The organism is Shewanella sp. SM74 (assembly GCF_025653725.1).
Classification (GTDB): Bacteria; Pseudomonadota; Gammaproteobacteria; order Enterobacterales; family Shewanellaceae; genus Shewanella; species Shewanella oncorhynchi.
Genome location: NZ_JAKKRZ010000001.1, coordinates 285,955 through 304,767, shown reverse-complemented (window position 1 = coordinate 304,767; position 18,813 = coordinate 285,955). Strand labels below are relative to the sequence as shown.

The following is an 18,813-nucleotide window of genomic DNA, read 5'->3' as shown; positions in this document are numbered from 1 at the left end:
TGAGCAGATTGATTGGTAGCAGACAAAACGGCGCAAACTAGCGCCAGTTTTCCCGCAAAGTGTAATACAACATGCCTAATGCCAGCGCTTGATTGCCAAACCATTCATTTAACGGAATACGGATATGGCGCATGGCCGCAAACAAATCAAATTCACGCAATTGCCCATCCATCGCATTGGCCATGATCTCGGCCATAATGTGCGATGTCGCCACTCCGTGCCCAGAATATCCTTGGCAATAGAATACATTCGGCGACACTTTACCGAGCTGCGGGATACGGTTAATCACAATTCCAGCCATTCCGGCCCAGGAAAATTCGATATTAACGCCCTTTAATTGTGGAAACGTACGCTCAATCGCAGGCCGTAATTCCGCAGCCACATTTTTAGGATCGCGGCCGCTGTAGTTAGTCCCGCCGCCGAACATCAGCCGTTTATCCGCGGTCAGGCGATAGTAATCCAGTACAAAGCGGCAATCATACACGGCTAAATCCTGCGGATTGATTTGTAAAGCGACATCATCGGGCAGAATCGCAGTGGCGCAATTGCCTAAGGACGCCGGAAATAACATACCGCGCAGTTTTGGACGGGCGAGTTTATGGTAAGCATTACCCGCGATCAGCACACTATTGGCGCGCACTTTTCCCTTGGCAGTGACAACAGTCGCCACATCGCCTTCTTCAATATCAAGTACGGGTGAGTGTTCAAAGATTAACGCCCCAAGACCTGCTGCCGCGCGGGCTTCACCCAAGCATAGGTTGACTGAGTGCAAATGCATGTTGCGCCGATTGACTAAGCCGCCGTGATACAAGGGCGAGCCTAAATAGGCGGGCATTTCATCGGCGGATACCAGCGTCATAAATTCACCCATGCCGCGGCGCTGCGCCTCATCATGCATAGCCCTAAGCTCCTGCATGTGCTTTGGCTGGTAAGCGGTTTGGATATGACCAAACTTTAAATCACAGTTTATGCCGTACTTGGCCACCCGATTTTTAATAATATCGTGGCCGCGCCAACGCATATTCCACACATAATCCTCAGCTTCATTGCCGATTTGACGGCGCAGCTGTTTTGTCATCGCAACATCGCCGGACAAACTGCCCGTCACCTGCCCACCGTTGCGTCCGGTCGCGCCCCACGCAATTTTATTGGCCTCAATAAGTGCCACTTTATAGCCCTTCTCAGATAATTCCAACGCCGTTGCCACGCCGGTAAACCCACCACCGACAATCGCCACATCGACTCGAATGTCGCCTTCAAGCGCAGGATAATCCGACTCTTGGTTAATGGTGGCATTGTAGTAGGAGGCGCAACGCTCTGCTGGCATGGTCATTCCTTGATGTTGAAAGTTAACTGTTGAAAGTTGATAGCTGAAAGTGAGTGTTAAGTCTTAGTTCTGGGCTCTCAGTTCTTCTGGACACTCAGTTTTGGAGACTCGTTTTAACACGGCATCATGCCGACGTTGTTTTATATTTTTTACAATCGTTCAGAATTTGTGAGTATATCTAAGTTGAGATCGAGGTCAACAGTGAATTGCGATAACTATTTTTGCAGGACATGACAAAGGGAGTTGAGCTGGCTGCAGGCTCCTTCTTGAAGAACCTGAAATGGAGAAGCTTGAGATGGAAGCTTCTGAAATGGCGGTACCTAAAATTAAGGCACTAAAATTAAGGTACTAAAATTAAGGCACCTAAGATTAAGTTATCTAAGATAGAAACTCCGAATGTTAAGGCGCGGCTCATTTTATCTTTTAAGCCTTATACTTTTTGCTGGTTTAAGATAGGCTTGTGCGGCGTCATCCTCTTTTTATCTCAGCAACCTAGAGTCCATTATGCCACTAATGCCAATTACCCAGCCACTTACCCAATTGCCGTTTTCCCAAGCGTGTGAAAACAACAAAGCGCCGATTTTAGCGGTATTAACACAAGCATTCTCACTCAACCAACATGTACTCGAAATCGGCAGTGGCACAGCGCAACATGCTGTGTATTTTGCAGCAAATCTTCCCCATTTAATCTGGCAAACCAGCGATCAGGCTGAATATATTGAGGTCATTACCGCAAGGTGTATGAATGAAGGCAAGCTACCCAATGCAGCGGCAAACCTACGCTTACCACTTACCCTTGATGTCACTGTGCCATGGCCAGTGGAGGGATTAACATCTGATATTGATGGCGTATTTACTGCGAACACTTTGCATATTATGAGCAAAAATATGGTTGAAACGTTTTTTACTGGCCTTGGTCTGTATCTCCCCCAACTTAAGACCCTGTGTATTTACGGCCCCTTTAACTACCAAGGCGAATTTAGCAGTGACAGCAATCGTCAATTCGATGCCTTTTTAAAACAACACAATCCCGCCAGCGGCATTCGTGATATTGAATGGATTTACAGTTTAGCCAACGAGCAAGGCTTAACGCTGAAGCAAGATGTGGCTATGCCCGCCAATAATCGACTACTGCATTTTGTTAGAGGCTAGCTTTTTGTTAAAGGCTCATTTTTTGTTAAAAGCTAGCTTTGGTTGAGTGGTTTAGTCCGTTTTGGCCTCGGCGGTTCTGTGCCCATAGCTCAGCACTCGAGTGGCTTTCCACTGTTCGTTCTGTTTGCGCCACACAATGACAAAGTCGGCTAGGCCATCACAGCTACCAGTTTCAAAGCTGCAAAAACGATGAACGCCTTGCTCTATCGCGCCAAACTCTTTCACCGGAAACACTTTCATCGTGCCCGCAACTAACTCGCGGCGGTAATGGCCACAGGCATATTTTTCGGTATTAGCGATCATGTCCTTGCGGGTCCAAGTGACGCCACCCGTGTCGTGGTAAAACTCCACATCTTCAGTGAAAAACGCCGCGTGTTTCTTGAGTTCAGCAGGGGCTGAACACTTATTGAAACTGTCGAACACAGCAAAATCCACCGCTGCAATTTGGGTAGATAAAGTGTCTGTAAGTGCAGCTACGGGCTGCGCAATGTCAGCTTGTGGAGCCCCTGCCGTTTTAACTGATGCTGCTTTAGCTAATGCGGGCGCATCTGTGGCAACAGCAGGTTCGGTAGTGGCGAGTGACAAAGTTAAAACAGCGACTGTGGCTAGGCTATAAAATGCTGGATTCATATTCTCTCCGTAAATATTGGCAATACATTTTGTATGGTGACGATTCACGTCACAAACATGAATGCACCACGAAACACAAAGTCACATCGCCAGCAAAGCTTATGCCAGTTAAAATATCCATATTAATCATATCGATATAGCTTAATATTACGTTATGCTGTTTTGTGCTGTGATAGTTTCTGATTATTCTCACTATTTTTTAGTGATTTATCCGACGACAGTCAGACTCAGATCGTCATACTCAGTGCCTTATGCTCAATACACTCAATCAGGATGACCATGCCAGCGAGCAACACGTCGAATATACGGGCTATCACACTGTTATTAAACACTAAAAATTTACACAGCCTTTACACAAAAGAGAGACGTCCAAGCTTGAAGCTATAATTAAGAATAATTATCATTCGCCAAAATTACCGAAGGAAGAATGATATGCCCCGCTTTATCCATCGCACTCGCCAAACCTCGCATCTATCTCATGCAACACAGACACCTATGTTGAGCCAGCTATCACGCGCTATTGGTTTATGTTTGTTATTACCTGCAGCATGGGCTAGTGCTGCAAATACGCAAGATACCACGCCAGAAATGGAGCGCATGGTGATCACAGCAACACAAACTAAACACTCGGAGCTTTCGGCGCCAGCTTCAGTGTCCGTGATTAACCGCAGTGAACTTGAAGCTCTCGTCATAGACGATCTTGCTAGCGCAGTCCGTTATATACAGGGTGTGAACATCAGCGAAGGCACGCCCTATGGTCGCAATGAAATCAGCCTGCGAGGTTTAGATTCAGATTACACTTTAATCTTGATTAATGGCCGCCGCATTAACTCCCGCGAAGCATTAACCTCTGGTTATGGCAACGATTTTGACTTGTCCTCTATTCCAATGTCTGCCATTGAACGTATCGAAGTTGTGCGTGGGCCTATGTCATCCCTCTATGGCTCTGAAGCTTTAGGCGGTGTGGTTAACGTCATACTGCGTCAACCGACTGAAGACTGGCAAACCAGCGTTGGCGTGCAATACGATGCACCGACCAGTGGCAAGGGTGGCGATAGCACTAAGTACAATTTCTACAGCAGTGGCGCGCTGATCAAAGATAAATTACTGGCAAACTTAATCGTCGACAGCAATAAACGCGATGCATGGCGCTCGGACTTAAAACCCACTATTGATGCGCTAGAAGACAGAGATGAAATCAGCGCCCTCGCCAATTTACAATGGCTGATTGATAACCAGCAAGATCTGCAATTTGACTTAAGTTACGCCAACGATGAACGCGAGTCTGATTGGAATAACTACGGCACGATTCTCACCAATAACCAACAAGCGGAGCGGATAAGTTCAGGTCTGACCCATAATGGCCACTGGAACTGGGGCGACACTCGCCTGCGCTATTACTATGAAAATGTTGAGGTGACTGACGACTCAGCGTTAATCGCCGAGATAGGTAATATCACCCAAACCAACCACAATCTCGACGGTCAAACTACTGTCCTGCTTGGCGATCACATGTTAACCAGCGGTGCAGAATACCGTTGGACCCAGCTCGAAAATAGCCGCAATATTTTAGGTGATGGCACCTTAGACGACAGCCAATCGGCATTGTATCTACAAGATGAATTTAGCTTAGGCGAACTCAATATCACATTAGGCGGGCGCGTCGATCACCACGATGTGTACGGCACCGAATTTAGCCCTCGCTTGTATTTGGTGTATAACTTAAGCTCTGAATGGGTCATTAAAGGTGGTGGCGGCAAAGCCTTCAAAGCACCAAATATGGCGCAATCCCAAGCCGATTATATTATCCCCGCTTGTCGTGGCGCCTGTACCGTTGCGGGAAATCCTGATCTTCAACCCGAAACCTCAGTGAACTACGAGTTATCGACCCAATATCAAACCACGGATTTTGGTGGCTCGATCACCTACTTCCATAACGATGTAGAAAATAAAATTATCACCGAAACTTGGAATAGAGTCCCAGGTACAGTATTAACTTACCAAAACGTGAACGAAGCTAAGATCACTGGTTGGGAATTACAAGCTTGGTACAATTTAACTCAAGATCTCAGCCTAAACGGTAATTACAGTAAAACCGATGCCGAAGATAAGCAAAATGGCGCGCCTTTTACCTTAACACCGGACGACAGCTATAACCTAAAACTGCAATGGCAGGCATTCGATGGTTTATCCACCTTTATCGCCTACCATTATACTGGCGAGCAGTATTTGCGAACCAATGTCAAATCAGAGGGTTATGGCTCGCTCGATATAGGTGCGAATTATCAAATTAATCCTATGTTTAGACTGAAGCTTGGCGTGACTAACCTAACGGATTCTGAACGTGACCAAGTTGCCACCGACCTTGATTATATTCAAAAGAGTCGCAGTATTTATGCTGGGGTAACTGCAAGTTTCTAAGCTCTACAAGCTAGAAACTAATGTGTAATTATAGCTCTGCTACTCAACATTAAACATCATAGGCGAAGCCCGTTTTGGCTTCGCCTATTGTTTTAAGATCAAAATAAATATCACACATCCGACTAGAAAAAGTAAAATCAATATATTTTCTAAAATATAGAATTTTTAAATAAACATCAAAAATATAAATTACATAATCCAGATTTAAATCATTAGTCTTTTACATTCCGCAATATAACCTTGATCATACTTTAACGCTAAAAAATAACTCACCCGTTAACCTTTGATAACGATCAAGGTTTTGTCATATTAAAAAACTATTATACACACGCAAGACTGCTAAAGCTTGAGGTGTAAAATTCTCGATTATTAAACTTACGCACCAAGCAAAAGCGATATTATCTTTCCGTTTATATCACTAATAAAACAGCGAGAAAAATACAGTTCCAACTTCAAGTTACATATTTCATAGCCAGATATATGATTTACTCGCTTCAAAATGATGATTTAACCAACAATAAAAAAGGGAAATAACATGCTTAAAAAGATGATGCTAATGTGCGCACTGTGCTTTTCAACGAATTTAATGGCGGTATCACTTGCCGACAGTCATTCTGAAAGATCTGACTGTGAATCCTGCCATAAAGATAAAAAACCTTCAGCGGATTATGTTTTTGAAAATCAGCAATGTGTATCATGCCATGGAGAAATGAAAACTCTCGCAGGTGAAGCTCATACTAAACATGATGGCGTTTTAACATGCACCAATTGCCATATCGCTCATCAAGAAAAAGCACCAGCAGATGCTTGCAAAGAATGCCATTAATTCACTAAAAATCTAAAACCAAAGGCCGAAGAATTATTTATTTTGAATGGAACCATTAGGCAGGATGCCACTTAACCCAACCTCCAAGGGTGTTTGCCATCTATTGCTCACAGGTGGCAATTTTTACCTCCGTTTTTATATCCTTACAATATGCGTAACGGCTCAATACTTAGTTCAGAATTCCATATCCGGCAAATAGGACAAGTTTACGTATGCTAGGTAAGCCATAGACGACTCTCAGGGGATTGTTCTCAAAAACGCCAATGCCTTTTCTAGGTCACGGGTGCGCGCCATCGGTGGAAGCGAGTTTAAAAAAGCTTGGCCATAGTAGCGATTCACAATGCGATTATCGCAAAGGATCAGCACACCTCGATCTTTTTCATCACGAATAAGACGGCCAACACCTTGTTTCAGCGCAATAATCGCCTGCGGTAACGACACTTCAGTAAAAGGATCGAGTCCCTGACGACTCACATTGTCGGCTCGGGCGCGATACAGGGGCTCATCGGGCGACACAAAAGGTAATTTGTCGATAATCACGCAGCTTAACAATTTACCGCGCACATCCACCCCTTCCCAAAAACTACTGGTGCCGAGCAATACCGCATTGCCGAGTTGGCGAAACTTAGTCAGCAGACTCTGTTTACCCGCTTGGCCTTGTACCAGCAGCGGATACTGAGTGCGAGTTCGCAGTGCCAGCGCCGCTTGTTCGAGCATTTTATGGCTGGTAAATAAAATAAAAGTCCGTCCCTGCGCCGCATCTATCGCTTGCACGCACACATCCACCAACTGCTTTAACGCTTGCTGTTGATTGGTCACGCTCCCAAGTTGTCTCGGCACACAAAATACCGCTTGGCGGGGATAATCGAAGGGACTGTCGAGAATACTTTGCTGCGCATCAACGATACCCATTTCTCGGGCAAAATGAACAAGACTGCGGTTAACCTGCAAAGTTGCCGAGGTAAATATCCAGCTGGTTTCGGGCACAAATAATTGTTGGCACTCACGGGCAATATTGATTGGTGAAATTCGCAGCACCACAAAGCGACTACCAAATTCGATGCTGTAGGCCGCCAGATTATTATCGCAGTTAAAAAACACACTGAGCTTGTTATTCAGCTCCGCCAACTTAATGGCGATATCATCTAACAATTCACTACGCCCAATATGGGCCATTAATAAATTCTGCAGCGCGGTTAATTCCGCTAATAAATCCCATGACGCCGCCGCGAGCGCTTTATTGCCCAGCACTAAACGCCAATCGGATTCGCCGCAGGAATATAACTGATTATGCCAATCACTTAATTTAGCGAGGCAACGCTGGCAAAATTGGGCGAGTTGCCCAGTATCACTGAGTTCAGTCTGATAAATAGCGAGTAGCTTTTGAATGAAATCATCGATAGTACGACTCGAACATTGCTGGCCAAAATAGTTAACGCAAATATCGGGTAATAAATGCGCTTCATCGAAAATCACCACATCAGGATCGGGTAATAACTCGGCAAAGCCCGTGTCTTTCAGTACGCTATCGGCGAAAAATAAATGGTGGTTAACCACAATGATTTTGGCATCCAGGGCACGGCTGCGCGCCTTGCGAGTAAAGCAGACATCGTAAAAGTCGCAGCGCTTGCCAATACAGCTTTCCTTAGTGCTGACCACGAGCGGCAGCGCCGAGGAATTCTCAGGCACTGAGGTTAAGCCGCCAATATCACCATCTTTGCAGGTGCTCGCCCACTGATTGATTTTCAACAAATCATCCAACAAACGCGCATCGATATGTGTCGCCTCACTCATTTGCTTATCGAGGCGCCACTGGCACAGATAATTATTACGCCCCTTTAGTAGAGCCAGTTTAGGCTCAATCCCCAACATAGCGACCAGCGCGGGTAAGTCTTTAAAAAACAACTGCTCTTGCAAGTTTTTACTGCCCGTACTGACGATGACTTGCTTACCGCTCAATATCGCGGGGATCAAATACGCAAAGGTTTTACCTACCCCCGTACCCGCCTCAATCACCACATTGCCCTTCGCCGCTATCGCCTCACTCACTTCCTGTGCCATTTGCATCTGGCTTGTTCGCGCACTAAACCCTTGAATATGTTTAGACAATACTCCATCGGGCAAAAATGCGCGTTGCACTTCGGACGCGAGTCGACTCACCGCTGCGGCGTCTTTTAAGGCTGAAGGCTTAGCGGCGATTTCTTTAGAGGAAACATGCTTTGATGTCGGTTGGTGGGAGCGAGTCAAAGGGAGAATCAATCCTTTATCAAGGTGTTAGGAACATCAGTGAAAACAGTACTGCAAGTCCACACAATAAATTACTGAGCGAGTGCATAGTGAAACTTTATAAGCACAAACAATGGTTAGTACCGCATGCCGCTGCCGTAAACAATAGCGTTAAGCTTAACAGCTCGAAGCATTATGCTGATTTGAGATAAGACTACAAGTTAGTAAGGATAATTTCACGGGAACTTTCCATCGCGCCATACGAGAGACGGCATTAAATCCGTTCATTATGAGTAAGTCAGTTTTGACACAAAGCAATACAAAAACTTATGATTTATGAGGTTTTTCCATAGATCTAGTGAATACTAAGAATCGAAAACAAAAAAGCCTTATCTTTCGACAAGGCTTTAATCATTTGATGAAGCGAAGACATTGATCAGCGATACACGCTGGTGACTTTCGATAATACGCTAGCTCAAACTTTTATCGTTATTAGGTTACAACCATGGCGATAAGCAAATCCCTAACAACTAAAATGCGTGTGGGCCCTACTCACTTGATAGGCACAACCACACTTATACATATTTACCGAATCCAAATAATAACGCAGGGGATAAATCCCCTGCTTAACACCATTAATCCCTACGGCTACCGTAGTAATCGTGCAGTTCGTTTTCCCATTCAACATCTTTCATATTGGGCCAATGGCCTTTGTCAAACCCCGGCGCCGTTTTGAGTCGCTCTAATGAGATGTCCATGACAAAACATTTTTGCTCATGATTAAGTGTCAGCATCTTCCAAGGCACTGCAAACAGCTTTTCTCCAAAACCAAAATAAGTACTGAACGACAGTACCGCATACCCGACGTGGCCCGTTTCCACTTCAAGCATAATTTCTTTGATATCCCCTAAGGTTTCACCAGAATTATTAACAACATTATTGCCGATCAGTGTTTCAGCGCCCATCAGATATGGGCCGGGTCCTTGTGCCAATGATGGAGAAGCGAACTGTGGATTGTTGTAAATACCGTAAACATCGCGATCATGATAATTCATTTTGTTGACCTCTTTATTAGCGCAGCCCATGAAACTGGACAACGGAATAAGTGAAATACCAAACGTTGGTTTCGAATTGAACATGTCCGTCATTGGACATAAGTTAGAGTATGCATCTCTACAATCACTCGCTCTGTTCGGCATACCGCTTATCAGTTAATGCGAATATAAACACATCGACTCGTCAGATCCCTGTAAGTGCGCCACCGTACCGACATCCCATTTGCTACGGCACAGACTCATGTTAACCAGTGCAAAATTGCCCCGGTATCAGGAAGATTAGCCATGTCAATTGCGACTATTTTATTGATTATTTTAATTTTGTTATTTCTCGGCATGCTCCCCACTTGGCCCCATAGCCGAAACTGGGGTTATCGTCCTGGTGGACTTATAGGCATAGTGCTACTGGTGCTGATTATATTGCTGTTAACGGGACGCGTTAGCTAATGCCCCCATTTTTACTCTTTATCAAAAAGGATAATCTGATGAGAACAATTAAAATGTTAAGTATCTTCCTGCTGGCTCTAGGCTTAGTCGCCGTGGCCAGTTGCAGTTCTGCATACAACAAAGAAGGTACTGGCGAGTATTTAGACGACAGTGTGGTCACCACCAAAGTGAAAGCTGCCATTTTAGGTGATAAAAACTTAAGTGTGGCCGAGATTAATGTTGAAACCTTTAAAGGCGTGGTCCAGCTCAGCGGGTTTGTTAAATCGCGTGAAGATATCAATACTGCGGTAAAACTGACAAGCAAAGTCCCCGGCGTAATTTCAGTCAAAAACGATATGCAACTAAAATCTGGCGCACCTTCACCGCAACTAAAAAACTAGTCATTTAATCTCCATCATTCCGCAGCCCCGTTCTGATGCTGCGGCCCTTCTTTTTGCAGCAGATTTTCTGGTGCCAAGTCAATGCCACCACAGGTTGAACCGCTATGCCCACTCAACACCAAGACACATTAGCCCCACAAATTCAGAACCGATTAATCCGTCATCTGCCAGTGGTGGAACAAGCGGATTTATTATCGCAAGCTGAGTTAGTCCAACTTAACTTTGCCGACTTACTGTGCAAGCCTGGCGAGTCATATCAATATGTCTATTTTCCCTTAACGGCTTTTATTTCTTTGATTGCTAAACTCCCCAAACATCCGGCATTGGAAATGGGTTTGATTGGTTACGAAGGTATGCTTGGGGCGACAACCTTGCTGGGCACTCGGCAAGTGCCTTCCGAGGCGATCATCCAAGGTTCTGGTCAAGCTTGGCGGCTCCCCATTGAAACCTTTGAAGGCTTACTCGCTCAAAATACCAATCTGAAGCAAATAGTAGAGACTTATCTATACACTTTGTTATGCCAATTATCACAAAATGCAGTCTGTGCCCATTTTCACTCCATTGAGTCTCGGCTAGCACGTTGGTTGCTAATGAGTCACGACCGAATTCAGACTGATGAGTTATATCTAACCCATCAATTTTTAGCCGACATGCTGGGTGTTAGGCGAAGCAGTATTACCGAGGCCGCAGGCAATTTACAGCTCCGCGGTAGCATTTCATATAATCGTGGGCGGTTACATATTCTTGACCGGCAAGCTCTACTTGCCCGTTGCTGTAGTTGCCCGTTGCTGTAGTTGCTATCACTCAATGCGCACTTAAGTGCATATTTTCCGCTCAACAATTCAAAAAATCTGCCATTATGTTCGCTACCGTACATAGCATCGGCGTTTCTCGCTGTAACCTTTATTAGCTACACCACCATTCAAGGACACGCTATCGTAATGGACACTCTAGAACTGAAAGCCCTATCAGAACACGTGCCACTGGAAAGTCACTTCCCGCCAGAATCCAATCGGTTGTTAGGTGAATTACCAGAAGAAGTCAAACAACGAATTTTCCCGCATCTGGAGCTAGTTCCATTAGAACTCGGACAAGTGGTCTGTGAAGCAGGCTCAAAGCAGCGTTATGTGTATTTTCCGTTGGACTCCATTATTTCGCTGCTGTATGTGATGGAAAATGGGGCATCCGCTGAAATTGCCGTCGTTGGCAATGATGGTATGGTCGGCGTTGCACTGTTTATGGGAGGAGAAAGCACGACGAGTCGCGCTGTAGTGCAAAGTGCTGGCGTTGCCTATCGATTGTTTGGTCAGCGGCTTAAAGACGAATTTAACCGTCATGGCGCCCTGCTCCATCTGTTACTGCGTTACAGTCAGGTGCTACTGACCCAAATGGCCCAGACCGCGGTTTGCAATCGCCACCATAGTATTGAACAGCAACTGTGTCGTTGGTTACTACTTTCGATAGATAGGCTGCCCGATGATCGCGTGCTGATGACACAGGAATTGATTGCTAATATGCTCGGCGTACGCCGTGAAGGTGTCACCGATGCGGCAGGCAAACTGCAGCGCATGGGAATTATCAATTACAGTCGTGGGAATATTGAAGTGGTCGATCGCGCGTTACTAGAACAAACCTGTTGTGAATGTTACACGGTCGTTAGGCAGGAATCAGAACGGCTGATGCCACCTCAACAAGCGCAACAAACATAAACCTACAGTGAATATAAGAATACAGTAACAATAGGGAGTGCGTTAAAAAGGAAGTGTTTAAAAACAACCGATACTTTAGTTACATCAGCCATAAAGACTCACATTTCAATTCTTATATCCTAACCGGTACTTCAAATAAAAATACACATAACGGATGGCTAGACCACTCGTACAACAGCCATTCTATCGTTATCCCATATGCCACTTCAGTACTACAACCACACTGGTACTGCAGAGCATAAACAAAACAGGCAGTCATCAACCCTACACGCCAACATGGCGCAAACTGATACTGCCTAATATCCAACACATTATCTTTGTAATCAATGTATTATAATTAATCATATCGACCCACCCAGCAAACAAAAAACGTGCCAAGCGGCCAATATTGCCACCACTAATCCCATGCGCGCTAACGCACAGACGTTCAATATTTAGCAGGTCATGCTGAATGTACGGTTCATGCACTCTTGCACTACACTGGGTTACTTGAGGTTTATATGAAAAAATTCACAGAACAACATAAATCCATCGATAACGATGCACAGAATTCCAACACCAACAAAGCCAATCCTCCCGTCGTAGCCCGCAACCGTCAGATGATCAAAACCACAGTTGCGGATAAAGCTAAACAAGACGTGGATACCAGTAAAAGCACACAAAATAAGCGAGGTTGAAGAACTTAAATCAAACGACAAGGAAGGTAACTGGACTGAAAAAGAGCCAAATCATCACTCGTTAGACTAGGACGTGACGAACAAACAGGGAAAAGTTTCATTGATTAAGTGTAAAAACTAAACCTTGCAGTAACACACTGCGTTTAGCTCAAGCCGATGCAATCCTTACTGTGTCGGCCCTCTTTAACTCAGAGGAGTAGATCATGAATTTCCGTGGCGTCAAATTACTCACTCATACCAACTGACTCAAAAATGGGGCTATTCACCAGCATATTGACTGTGCATGGTGGAATAACAAATCTAAAGACCACACTCGGTGCACTGTTTCCGAGAAAGGAATTTCAAATGAACATCAATAAAAATCAACAACCACAGCAATATTCAATCGGCCTGCAGCGAGCCAAGCACTTCTTATTGGCAGGTTGTATTGCAACAGCGCTCGTGGGCTGCAGTTCAACGCCATTGACTAAGACCGCAGAAATGGAACGGGCTGAACACACCATTGCCCGCGCAGAGCAAGCAAGAGTCGGCCAATATGCCTCAAATGAACTGGCACAGGCCAGACTTAAACTCCAATCTGCAAGCAGCGCATTACTCAATATGGACACTGTTAGCGCCGATCGTTACGCCATAGAGGCGAGCCTTGAGGCCGAATTGGCCCAAGCTCGCGCTGAGCTGGCACAAGCCAATAGCGTCAATAATGAAATGAAAAACAATATCAGCATTCTGCAGCAAGAAATGTTGCGCCGTTCAGGAGGAATTCAGTAATGAAAAAACCTATCGTTTCATCGGGTCGGCCTTTACGTTTTAGCCATATACTGGCATATAGCCTACTCCTAACCACAGTAGCAGCTTGTAGCAGTACGCCCAAAATAGCTGAAGGCATCGGTGATATCCGTACAGAACTTAATAAACTGCAAGCGAATAATGAACTGGCAATTTTAGCCCCTGCTGCAATCAAACGAGCAGAAGAAGCCGTTCGCGCTGCTGAACAACCAGTAAAAGACGAGCAACAATCACAGCACCTAGTGTTTGTTGCAGATAAGAAAGTCAATATTGCCTTAGCTCAAGCGCAGAGCCGCTTTGCCGAGGATCAACATAAAGTCCTCGCCAAAAAACGCGATGACGCCAGATTAGATGCTCGAACCACTGAGGCCAATCAAGCCCATCAAGATGCGCGCCTAGCCCGTGCTGATGCTGCAGGTGCGCGTCAGGAAACGACCGAACTGCAAGCCCAGCTCACATTGCTGAATGCCCGTCAGTCAGAACGTGGTTGGGTCGTAACCTTAGGTGATGTTTTATTTGATACTGCCAAAGCGGATCTTAAGTCATCGACCAGTCAACATCTAACCAACCTAGCGAACTTTCTGAACAAGTATCCCGCGCGTGGTGCCATGATTGAAGGGTATACAGATAGCGTAGGCAGTGAACAATACAATCTGGGTTTATCGCAGCAAAGAGCTGATAGTGTTAGCCATTTTCTACAGGGAAAAGGGATCCAATCCAATCGGCTCAGTAGCCTAGGTAAAGGTGAAAGCTCACCTGTTGCCAACAATGAGTCCGCCAGTGGCCGCCAGCAAAACCGTCGGGTTGAAGTCATCCTCACCGACACCGCACAGGCTCCACAGTAGCTATCTTAATCCTATTAAGATTTCAGCGTGTTCCTTGCTGACATTTGAATCGAGTCTCATCGCTAATAAGATGAACAGCGCAGAAATTAAGGAGATCAGTAAAAAGCAAAAAGCCCCATCTTTCGATGGGGCTTTTGCAATTTGGCGGAGCGGACGGGACTCGAACCCGCGACCCCCGGCGTGACAGGCCGGTATTCTAACCAACTGAACTACCGCTCCAAATTTTTCCATATCCCAATATTTGACGGGTATTAAACCCACTAACCCCAGCGTGACAGACCGCTGATGTCAAAACGATAGTCTAACCAACTGAACTACCGCTCCAAATTCTTCCATATCCAAGTATTTTACAGGTATCTAACCCGCTAACCCCAGCGTGACAGGCCGCTGATGTTAAAACAGAGCGATAATTCAACACACTTATCAAGGCTCTGCTTAAGATGCGAAGAATAATACGGTTGAGCCCTGCAGGCGTCAACCGTTTTTTTACTTCGATTTATCATTTGATTAAAAAAAAGCCAAGTCAATTGCAGACCTTGATTTATATCCCAAATATCGCTGCAAGGTTCCAGTCCAAAGTCATAAATCAAACACATTAAGCAACGCTTGGCTAACGGTCTTTATCTGCCTCATCTGGCATAGTGAGATCGATTTCATCTAATGAAGGCGCTGCGGGTGAATTTGCAGATGCTTCATTCAATAAACGTAACTCCGCGGCAGCTAAGGCCTGCGCCAAACTTTGGCGCTTACGCCACACAATTAATCCCACCACTCCTAAGACTAACAAGATAGCGTTGACTGTAATGATCCAGAACATTGCATCTTTCTTCGCCAGCTCTTCTTCCTCTGCCGCTTTTTGTGCAGCAACAGCAGCCAACTCTTCGGCACTTGGTGGTGGTTCTGGTGGTTCAATTAAGTTAAAGAAAAGCTCAGGTAAATCCAGCACGATTTCACGACCAGTGACAGTCGTCGTAGCCACAAAACCTTTAATTCGATAACTACCAAACTCTGTCACTGTAGGTAAATTTAACTCAGAGTCAGGCTCAGTGAGACCATTAACAACCAAAGGCAGTTGCAAGCCAGCAGGGCCGACTAACTCAAAGGAAAAATGCGTCTCAGCCAGCTGCAACACTGTCTTATCCACGTGTAACATAACTTTCCATTGCCCTGTTAGCGGATCGTCAGGGGTAATAACTTCTAGATTAATTGGCCGAGGTGACAATTTAAACGGGAATGAAACCTGCCGTTCAAACACATTATTACGTGCCTGCACGACAAACTCATACTCACCCCAAGGCTGCTTTATATTGATATTGCTGGTAAATACACCATCGTCGGGTTTTTCATCATAATCTTCACCATTGTCTTTATAGGAACCAACAATAATGTCACCCGCAGCAAAATTTTCATCGCCCGCCTTATGTTTACTCACAAAATGTGCCGTCCATTCGACTAAATAATCTAACCCAGGCATACGCACACGCTGCTCGTCACCCATTAGCTGCGCGACAATTTTAACGTGTTCACCTTGGAAGATTGGCTGCGGTAAAGGCTGGACTTCGATTTCGAGTTTAGAGAGCTTCTTAAGGGTTGAACCAGAGACGACCTTGCCCACCAACTGCCAAGGTCCGGGCTGTGGTGACTCAATGTAAATAATATCGCCTGTTATACCATCAACCCACTTAACGGTTGCTGGATGACGATTGGCGTACCATTTACTGCCATCGGGTAACACTATGACCACAGGCGCAGAGCCATATTCACGCTCCACTAATAAGGTCATGTTATCGACCATATGATCAATACGAAAACGGTTTTTAAGCTCGGAAGCCGTCTCCAATCCTACAATCGGCGTAGCCTTAGGTGGCTTGACGACTTTTTTAGCAGGATCTAGGTCAGCGGCCAATACACTCGCCACACTAAATAACAGCGTAGTGGCAAGCAGGCAAAAAGCTAAAATGGGTTTATGGCGCGACATCGGCATAGTAATTCTTCTATCCTCTCCAGAGGCATTTACCTGATTTTGCGACTAAATCAAGGCGTTGTTCATGCATTGTCAGTTCATCGGCCGATGCGCCAATCACTTTAAGATTAAGTGATTGCGGATCAAAACGTTGAATCCCCCCCGCTTCCTGCCCCGCTTCTTCGTTAGACAAATTAAACTTTGTCTGTCCGCCAGTCATGATCAGATAAACATCAGCGAGGATCTCGGCATCGAGTAATGCGCCGTGGTACTCGCGGCGAGAGGTATCGACGCCGTAACGCTTACAGAGGGCATCAAGGTTGTTTTTCTGACCGGGATGTAAAAACTTAGCAATCTCTAAGGTATCGAGGATCTGACAAATATCAGCGGTTTTCGGACCACGCGGCTGCAGCAGTGAAAACTCATGATCCATGAAGTTCACGTCGAAGCTCGCGTTATGGGCGACGATTTCAGCACCGTCGATAAAGTTGATAAACTCTTGAGCAACTTGATGAAAACGCGGCTCTTTGGAAACGCGTTCATCGGTAATACCGTGAACGGCGATGGCTTCGGGATCGATTGCTTGACCTGGATTGATATATTGGTGGTAATAACGTCCCGTCAAACGACGGTTCACCACTTCCACACAACCTATCTCGATGATCCTATGGCCTAAATAGATGGCGCCGCTGCCTTGGTTCATACCTGTGGTTTCGGTATCTAAAATAACCTGACGGCTAGCATTAGAGATAATATTCATGTTTTTATGCGCTTCTTATGACAATTTTTAGTTATACTCGGCCGAAATTCCCGGCTATGGTAACAATTTGATGACTGAACTAAAACTGATCCACATCTTCACCGACGGCTCTTGCTTAGGCAATCCCGGTCCTGGCGGCTATGGCATTGTAATGAATTATAAAGGTCATACAAAGGAGATGTCCGACGGTTTTGCGCTCACGACCAATAATCGCATGGAATTGTTAGCCCCAATCATAGCGTTAGAAAGCTTGAAAGAGCCTTGCCAAGTCGTGCTCACCAGCGACAGCCAATATATGCGCCAAGGCATAATGACATGGATCCATGGCTGGAAGAAAAAAGGTTGGATGACATCAAACCGTACCCCAGTCAAAAACGTTGACCTATGGAAACGATTAGATAAAGCCTCACAGATGCACACTATCGACTGGCAATGGGTTAAAGGTCACGCAGGACACGCCGAAAACGAACGTTGCGATGTGTTAGCTCGCACCGCAGCAGAATCTAAACCAACCCAACCCGATTTAGGCTACCAGCCTTAACCCTGTGCCACTCAGTGTAAACTCGCTAAGTGCGAAAAAGTAAGTTCGATGCCATCACGCCTAAGTTAAGCACTTGGGCGTGATGATTTATTTCACTACTCATCTCACTGTCAGCTCACTATTTATGAGCCATTGCTATCAAACGGTTTATTTCAGTTCCACACCTGCAATATTGAAAAAATTCTCACAAAACAGCACAAAAGCTTGACCTAGTGATGTCGCCTGACGGCTCTTATGGGTGATGCGATAAAACTGCCGCTCGAGTACGAGTCCCTCAATCGTGACTAACGCCAATTCTTTACGACTGATTTCTTTCTCCAGCGCCAGCTCAGATAACACCCCAAGCCCAGCACCTTGTTTCACAGCCAATTTAATCGCATCCGGCGTAGTAAAGCAGAATTTAGCCTCTGGCTGCATATCCAACTCATTGGCGGCATTTACAAAATATTCGCGAGTGCCCGATCCTTCCTCACGTAGCACCCAAGACAGGCCTTTAACCGCCGCAGGTTTAACCACTTTCCCCGCCAGAGGATGCGCCGGATGACAAAACACCAGCAGCCTATCCTTATGCCATGCCTCGACACTCAAACGATTGTCAGTGCAATGGCCTTCAATAAAACCCATTTCAGAGCGGAACTGAGCAACCGCTTGGATCACATCTTGAGTATTAGTAATCGCCACATCCACATGGGTTTGAGTATGTTGCTGACAAAATGCCACTGCGGCTTTCGCCATCAGATAATTGCCAATTGTCGAACTGGCACTGATGCTTAAACGCCCAACCAGATCACCACCATGATAAGTAAATGCCTGCTCAATTTGTTCAACACGGTGTAATAGATCCGTTGCCAATGGCAGCAGTAAATTACCCTGCGAGTTAAGCTGTAATCGATTGCCAATACGTTCAAATAGGCGGGCATTTAGCTGCTTTTCTAATTCAGCCAAGGCCATAGATGTCGCCGGTGGTGATAAATTCACTTGTTCAGCCGCCTTCGCGACTTGGCCGCTACGTGCCACGGCCTCAAATACTGCCAGTTGTCTTAAGGTGATCCGCATATAAAAACCTGT

18 protein-coding genes and 1 tRNA gene are annotated in these 18,813 nt (G+C 45.5%); 11 read left to right on the top strand and 8 right to left on the bottom strand.

Annotated features, from left to right (window positions below):
* Nucleotides 1-37: 37 nt before the first annotated feature.
* Nucleotides 38-1,327, bottom strand: coding sequence for an NAD(P)/FAD-dependent oxidoreductase (locus L5M49_RS01345; protein WP_263183977.1), 1,290 nt, complete (start codon nt 1,325-1,327; stop codon nt 38-40).
* Nucleotides 1,328-1,831: 504 nt separating this feature from the next.
* On the opposite strand from L5M49_RS01345, the gene L5M49_RS01340 reads away from it, so the two are divergent.
* Nucleotides 1,832-2,479, top strand: a complete 648-nt coding sequence (locus L5M49_RS01340) for a class I SAM-dependent methyltransferase (protein WP_263265307.1) — start codon at nt 1,832-1,834, stop codon at nt 2,477-2,479.
* Nucleotides 2,480-2,530: 51 nt separating this feature from the next.
* On the opposite strand, the gene L5M49_RS01335 is transcribed toward L5M49_RS01340, so the two are convergent.
* Nucleotides 2,531-3,109 carry a nuclear transport factor 2 family protein gene (locus tag L5M49_RS01335; RefSeq protein ID WP_263265306.1) on the bottom strand — a complete coding sequence of 193 codons (579 nt, stop codon included), beginning with the start codon at nt 3,107-3,109 and terminating at the stop codon, nt 2,531-2,533.
* Between the two features lie 432 nt (nt 3,110-3,541).
* Here L5M49_RS01335 and L5M49_RS01330 point away from each other — a divergent pair, with 432 nt between their 5' ends.
* Entirely contained in the window at nt 3,542-5,530 is a 1,989-nt protein-coding gene (locus tag L5M49_RS01330) for a TonB-dependent receptor domain-containing protein (RefSeq protein WP_263265305.1), read from the top strand.
* A 535-nt stretch (nt 5,531-6,065) separates the two neighbouring features.
* The gene (locus tag L5M49_RS01325) at nt 6,066-6,356 is read left to right on the top strand and encodes a cytochrome c3 family protein (protein ID WP_028759787.1); all 291 of its coding nucleotides are present in this window, start codon (nt 6,066-6,068) and stop codon (nt 6,354-6,356) included.
* 237 nt (nt 6,357-6,593) lie between these two features.
* On the opposite strand, the gene L5M49_RS01320 is transcribed toward L5M49_RS01325, so the two are convergent.
* Together L5M49_RS01320 and L5M49_RS01315 are read right to left on the bottom strand one after the other, a co-directional pair.
* Nucleotides 6,594-8,603, bottom strand: coding sequence for an ATP-dependent DNA helicase (locus L5M49_RS01320; protein ID WP_263265304.1), 2,010 nt, complete (start codon nt 8,601-8,603; stop codon nt 6,594-6,596).
* Between the two features lie 614 nt (nt 8,604-9,217).
* Nucleotides 9,218-9,637 carry a PRC-barrel domain-containing protein gene (locus tag L5M49_RS01315; protein ID WP_028760076.1) on the bottom strand — a complete coding sequence of 140 codons (420 nt, stop codon included), beginning with the start codon at nt 9,635-9,637 and terminating at the stop codon, nt 9,218-9,220.
* Between the two features lie 285 nt (nt 9,638-9,922).
* Here L5M49_RS01315 and L5M49_RS01310 point away from each other — a divergent pair, with 285 nt between their 5' ends.
* From L5M49_RS01310 to L5M49_RS01280, 7 genes are all read left to right on the top strand, one after another.
* Nucleotides 9,923-10,084 (top strand): DUF3309 family protein, encoded by a 162-nt coding sequence (locus tag L5M49_RS01310; protein WP_081729035.1) that lies wholly within the window; start codon nt 9,923-9,925, stop codon nt 10,082-10,084.
* A gap of 38 nt (nt 10,085-10,122) precedes the next feature.
* Nucleotides 10,123-10,464, top strand: a complete 342-nt coding sequence (locus L5M49_RS01305) for a BON domain-containing protein (protein WP_028760077.1) — start codon at nt 10,123-10,125, stop codon at nt 10,462-10,464.
* Between the two features lie 104 nt (nt 10,465-10,568).
* Complete coding sequence (locus L5M49_RS01300; RefSeq protein WP_263265303.1) at nt 10,569-11,258, top strand: Crp/Fnr family transcriptional regulator; 690 nt, start codon at nt 10,569-10,571, stop codon at nt 11,256-11,258.
* A 147-nt stretch (nt 11,259-11,405) separates the two neighbouring features.
* Nucleotides 11,406-12,173 carry a Crp/Fnr family transcriptional regulator gene (locus L5M49_RS01295; protein WP_263265302.1) on the top strand — a complete coding sequence of 256 codons (768 nt, stop codon included), beginning with the start codon at nt 11,406-11,408 and terminating at the stop codon, nt 12,171-12,173.
* Nucleotides 12,174-12,673: 500 nt separating this feature from the next.
* A complete protein-coding gene (locus L5M49_RS01290; RefSeq protein ID WP_258547609.1) occupies nt 12,674-12,850 on the top strand; it encodes a hypothetical protein in 177 nt (58 codons plus the stop codon).
* 345 nt (nt 12,851-13,195) lie between these two features.
* Nucleotides 13,196-13,618 carry a DUF4398 domain-containing protein gene (locus tag L5M49_RS01285; RefSeq protein ID WP_028760080.1) on the top strand — a complete coding sequence of 141 codons (423 nt, stop codon included), beginning with the start codon at nt 13,196-13,198 and terminating at the stop codon, nt 13,616-13,618.
* Entirely contained in the window at nt 13,618-14,481 is an 864-nt protein-coding gene (locus L5M49_RS01280) for an OmpA family protein (RefSeq protein ID WP_263265301.1), read from the top strand. Before L5M49_RS01285 ends, L5M49_RS01280 begins: the two co-directional genes overlap by 1 nt.
* Nucleotides 14,482-14,623: 142 nt before the next feature.
* Here L5M49_RS01280 and L5M49_RS01275 read toward each other — a convergent pair.
* The 3 genes from L5M49_RS01275 to dnaQ form a co-directional block, all read right to left on the bottom strand.
* Nucleotides 14,624-14,700, bottom strand: a tRNA-Asp gene (locus tag L5M49_RS01275).
* 391 nt (nt 14,701-15,091) lie between these two features.
* Entirely contained in the window at nt 15,092-16,465 is a 1,374-nt protein-coding gene (locus tag L5M49_RS01270) for a TIGR03503 family protein (RefSeq protein ID WP_263265300.1), read from the bottom strand.
* A 10-nt stretch (nt 16,466-16,475) separates the two neighbouring features.
* Nucleotides 16,476-17,204, bottom strand: coding sequence for a DNA polymerase III subunit epsilon (gene dnaQ / locus L5M49_RS01265; RefSeq protein WP_263181885.1), 729 nt, complete (start codon nt 17,202-17,204; stop codon nt 16,476-16,478).
* Nucleotides 17,205-17,274: 70 nt separating this feature from the next.
* Between dnaQ and rnhA the strand changes: the two genes are divergently transcribed.
* The gene (gene rnhA / locus L5M49_RS01260; RefSeq protein ID WP_006081489.1) at nt 17,275-17,745 is read left to right on the top strand and encodes a ribonuclease HI; all 471 of its coding nucleotides are present in this window, start codon (nt 17,275-17,277) and stop codon (nt 17,743-17,745) included.
* A gap of 147 nt (nt 17,746-17,892) precedes the next feature.
* Here rnhA and L5M49_RS01255 read toward each other — a convergent pair whose 3' ends face one another.
* Nucleotides 17,893-18,801 carry a LysR substrate-binding domain-containing protein gene (locus tag L5M49_RS01255; RefSeq protein ID WP_105252337.1) on the bottom strand — a complete coding sequence of 303 codons (909 nt, stop codon included), beginning with the start codon at nt 18,799-18,801 and terminating at the stop codon, nt 17,893-17,895.
* Between the last annotated feature and the right edge of the window lie 12 nt (nt 18,802-18,813).

Coding starts and splice junctions, on each gene's coding strand:
- L5M49_RS01315 (WP_028760076.1), bottom strand. CDS start 9,637: ATGAATTATCATGATCGCGATGTTTACGGTATTTACAACAATCCACAG.
- L5M49_RS01345 (WP_263183977.1), bottom strand. CDS start 1,327: ATGCCAGCAGAGCGTTGCGCCTCCTACTACAATGCCACCATTAACCAA.
- L5M49_RS01255 (WP_105252337.1), bottom strand. CDS start 18,801: ATGCGGATCACCTTAAGACAACTGGCAGTATTTGAGGCCGTGGCACGT.
- L5M49_RS01330 (WP_263265305.1), top strand. CDS start 3,542: ATGCCCCGCTTTATCCATCGCACTCGCCAAACCTCGCATCTATCTCAT.
- L5M49_RS01280 (WP_263265301.1), top strand. CDS start 13,618: ATGAAAAAACCTATCGTTTCATCGGGTCGGCCTTTACGTTTTAGCCAT.
- L5M49_RS01300 (WP_263265303.1), top strand. CDS start 10,569: ATGCCCACTCAACACCAAGACACATTAGCCCCACAAATTCAGAACCGA.
- L5M49_RS01335 (WP_263265306.1), bottom strand. CDS start 3,109: ATGAATCCAGCATTTTATAGCCTAGCCACAGTCGCTGTTTTAACTTTG.
- L5M49_RS01295 (WP_263265302.1), top strand. CDS start 11,406: ATGGACACTCTAGAACTGAAAGCCCTATCAGAACACGTGCCACTGGAA.
- L5M49_RS01270 (WP_263265300.1), bottom strand. CDS start 16,465: ATGCCGATGTCGCGCCATAAACCCATTTTAGCTTTTTGCCTGCTTGCC.
- L5M49_RS01340 (WP_263265307.1), top strand. CDS start 1,832: ATGCCACTAATGCCAATTACCCAGCCACTTACCCAATTGCCGTTTTCC.
- L5M49_RS01310 (WP_081729035.1), top strand. CDS start 9,923: ATGTCAATTGCGACTATTTTATTGATTATTTTAATTTTGTTATTTCTC.
- L5M49_RS01305 (WP_028760077.1), top strand. CDS start 10,123: ATGAGAACAATTAAAATGTTAAGTATCTTCCTGCTGGCTCTAGGCTTA.
- dnaQ (WP_263181885.1), bottom strand. CDS start 17,204: ATGAATATTATCTCTAATGCTAGCCGTCAGGTTATTTTAGATACCGAA.
- L5M49_RS01325 (WP_028759787.1), top strand. CDS start 6,066: ATGCTTAAAAAGATGATGCTAATGTGCGCACTGTGCTTTTCAACGAAT.
- L5M49_RS01290 (WP_258547609.1), top strand. CDS start 12,674: ATGAAAAAATTCACAGAACAACATAAATCCATCGATAACGATGCACAG.
- rnhA (WP_006081489.1), top strand. CDS start 17,275: ATGACTGAACTAAAACTGATCCACATCTTCACCGACGGCTCTTGCTTA.
- L5M49_RS01285 (WP_028760080.1), top strand. CDS start 13,196: ATGAACATCAATAAAAATCAACAACCACAGCAATATTCAATCGGCCTG.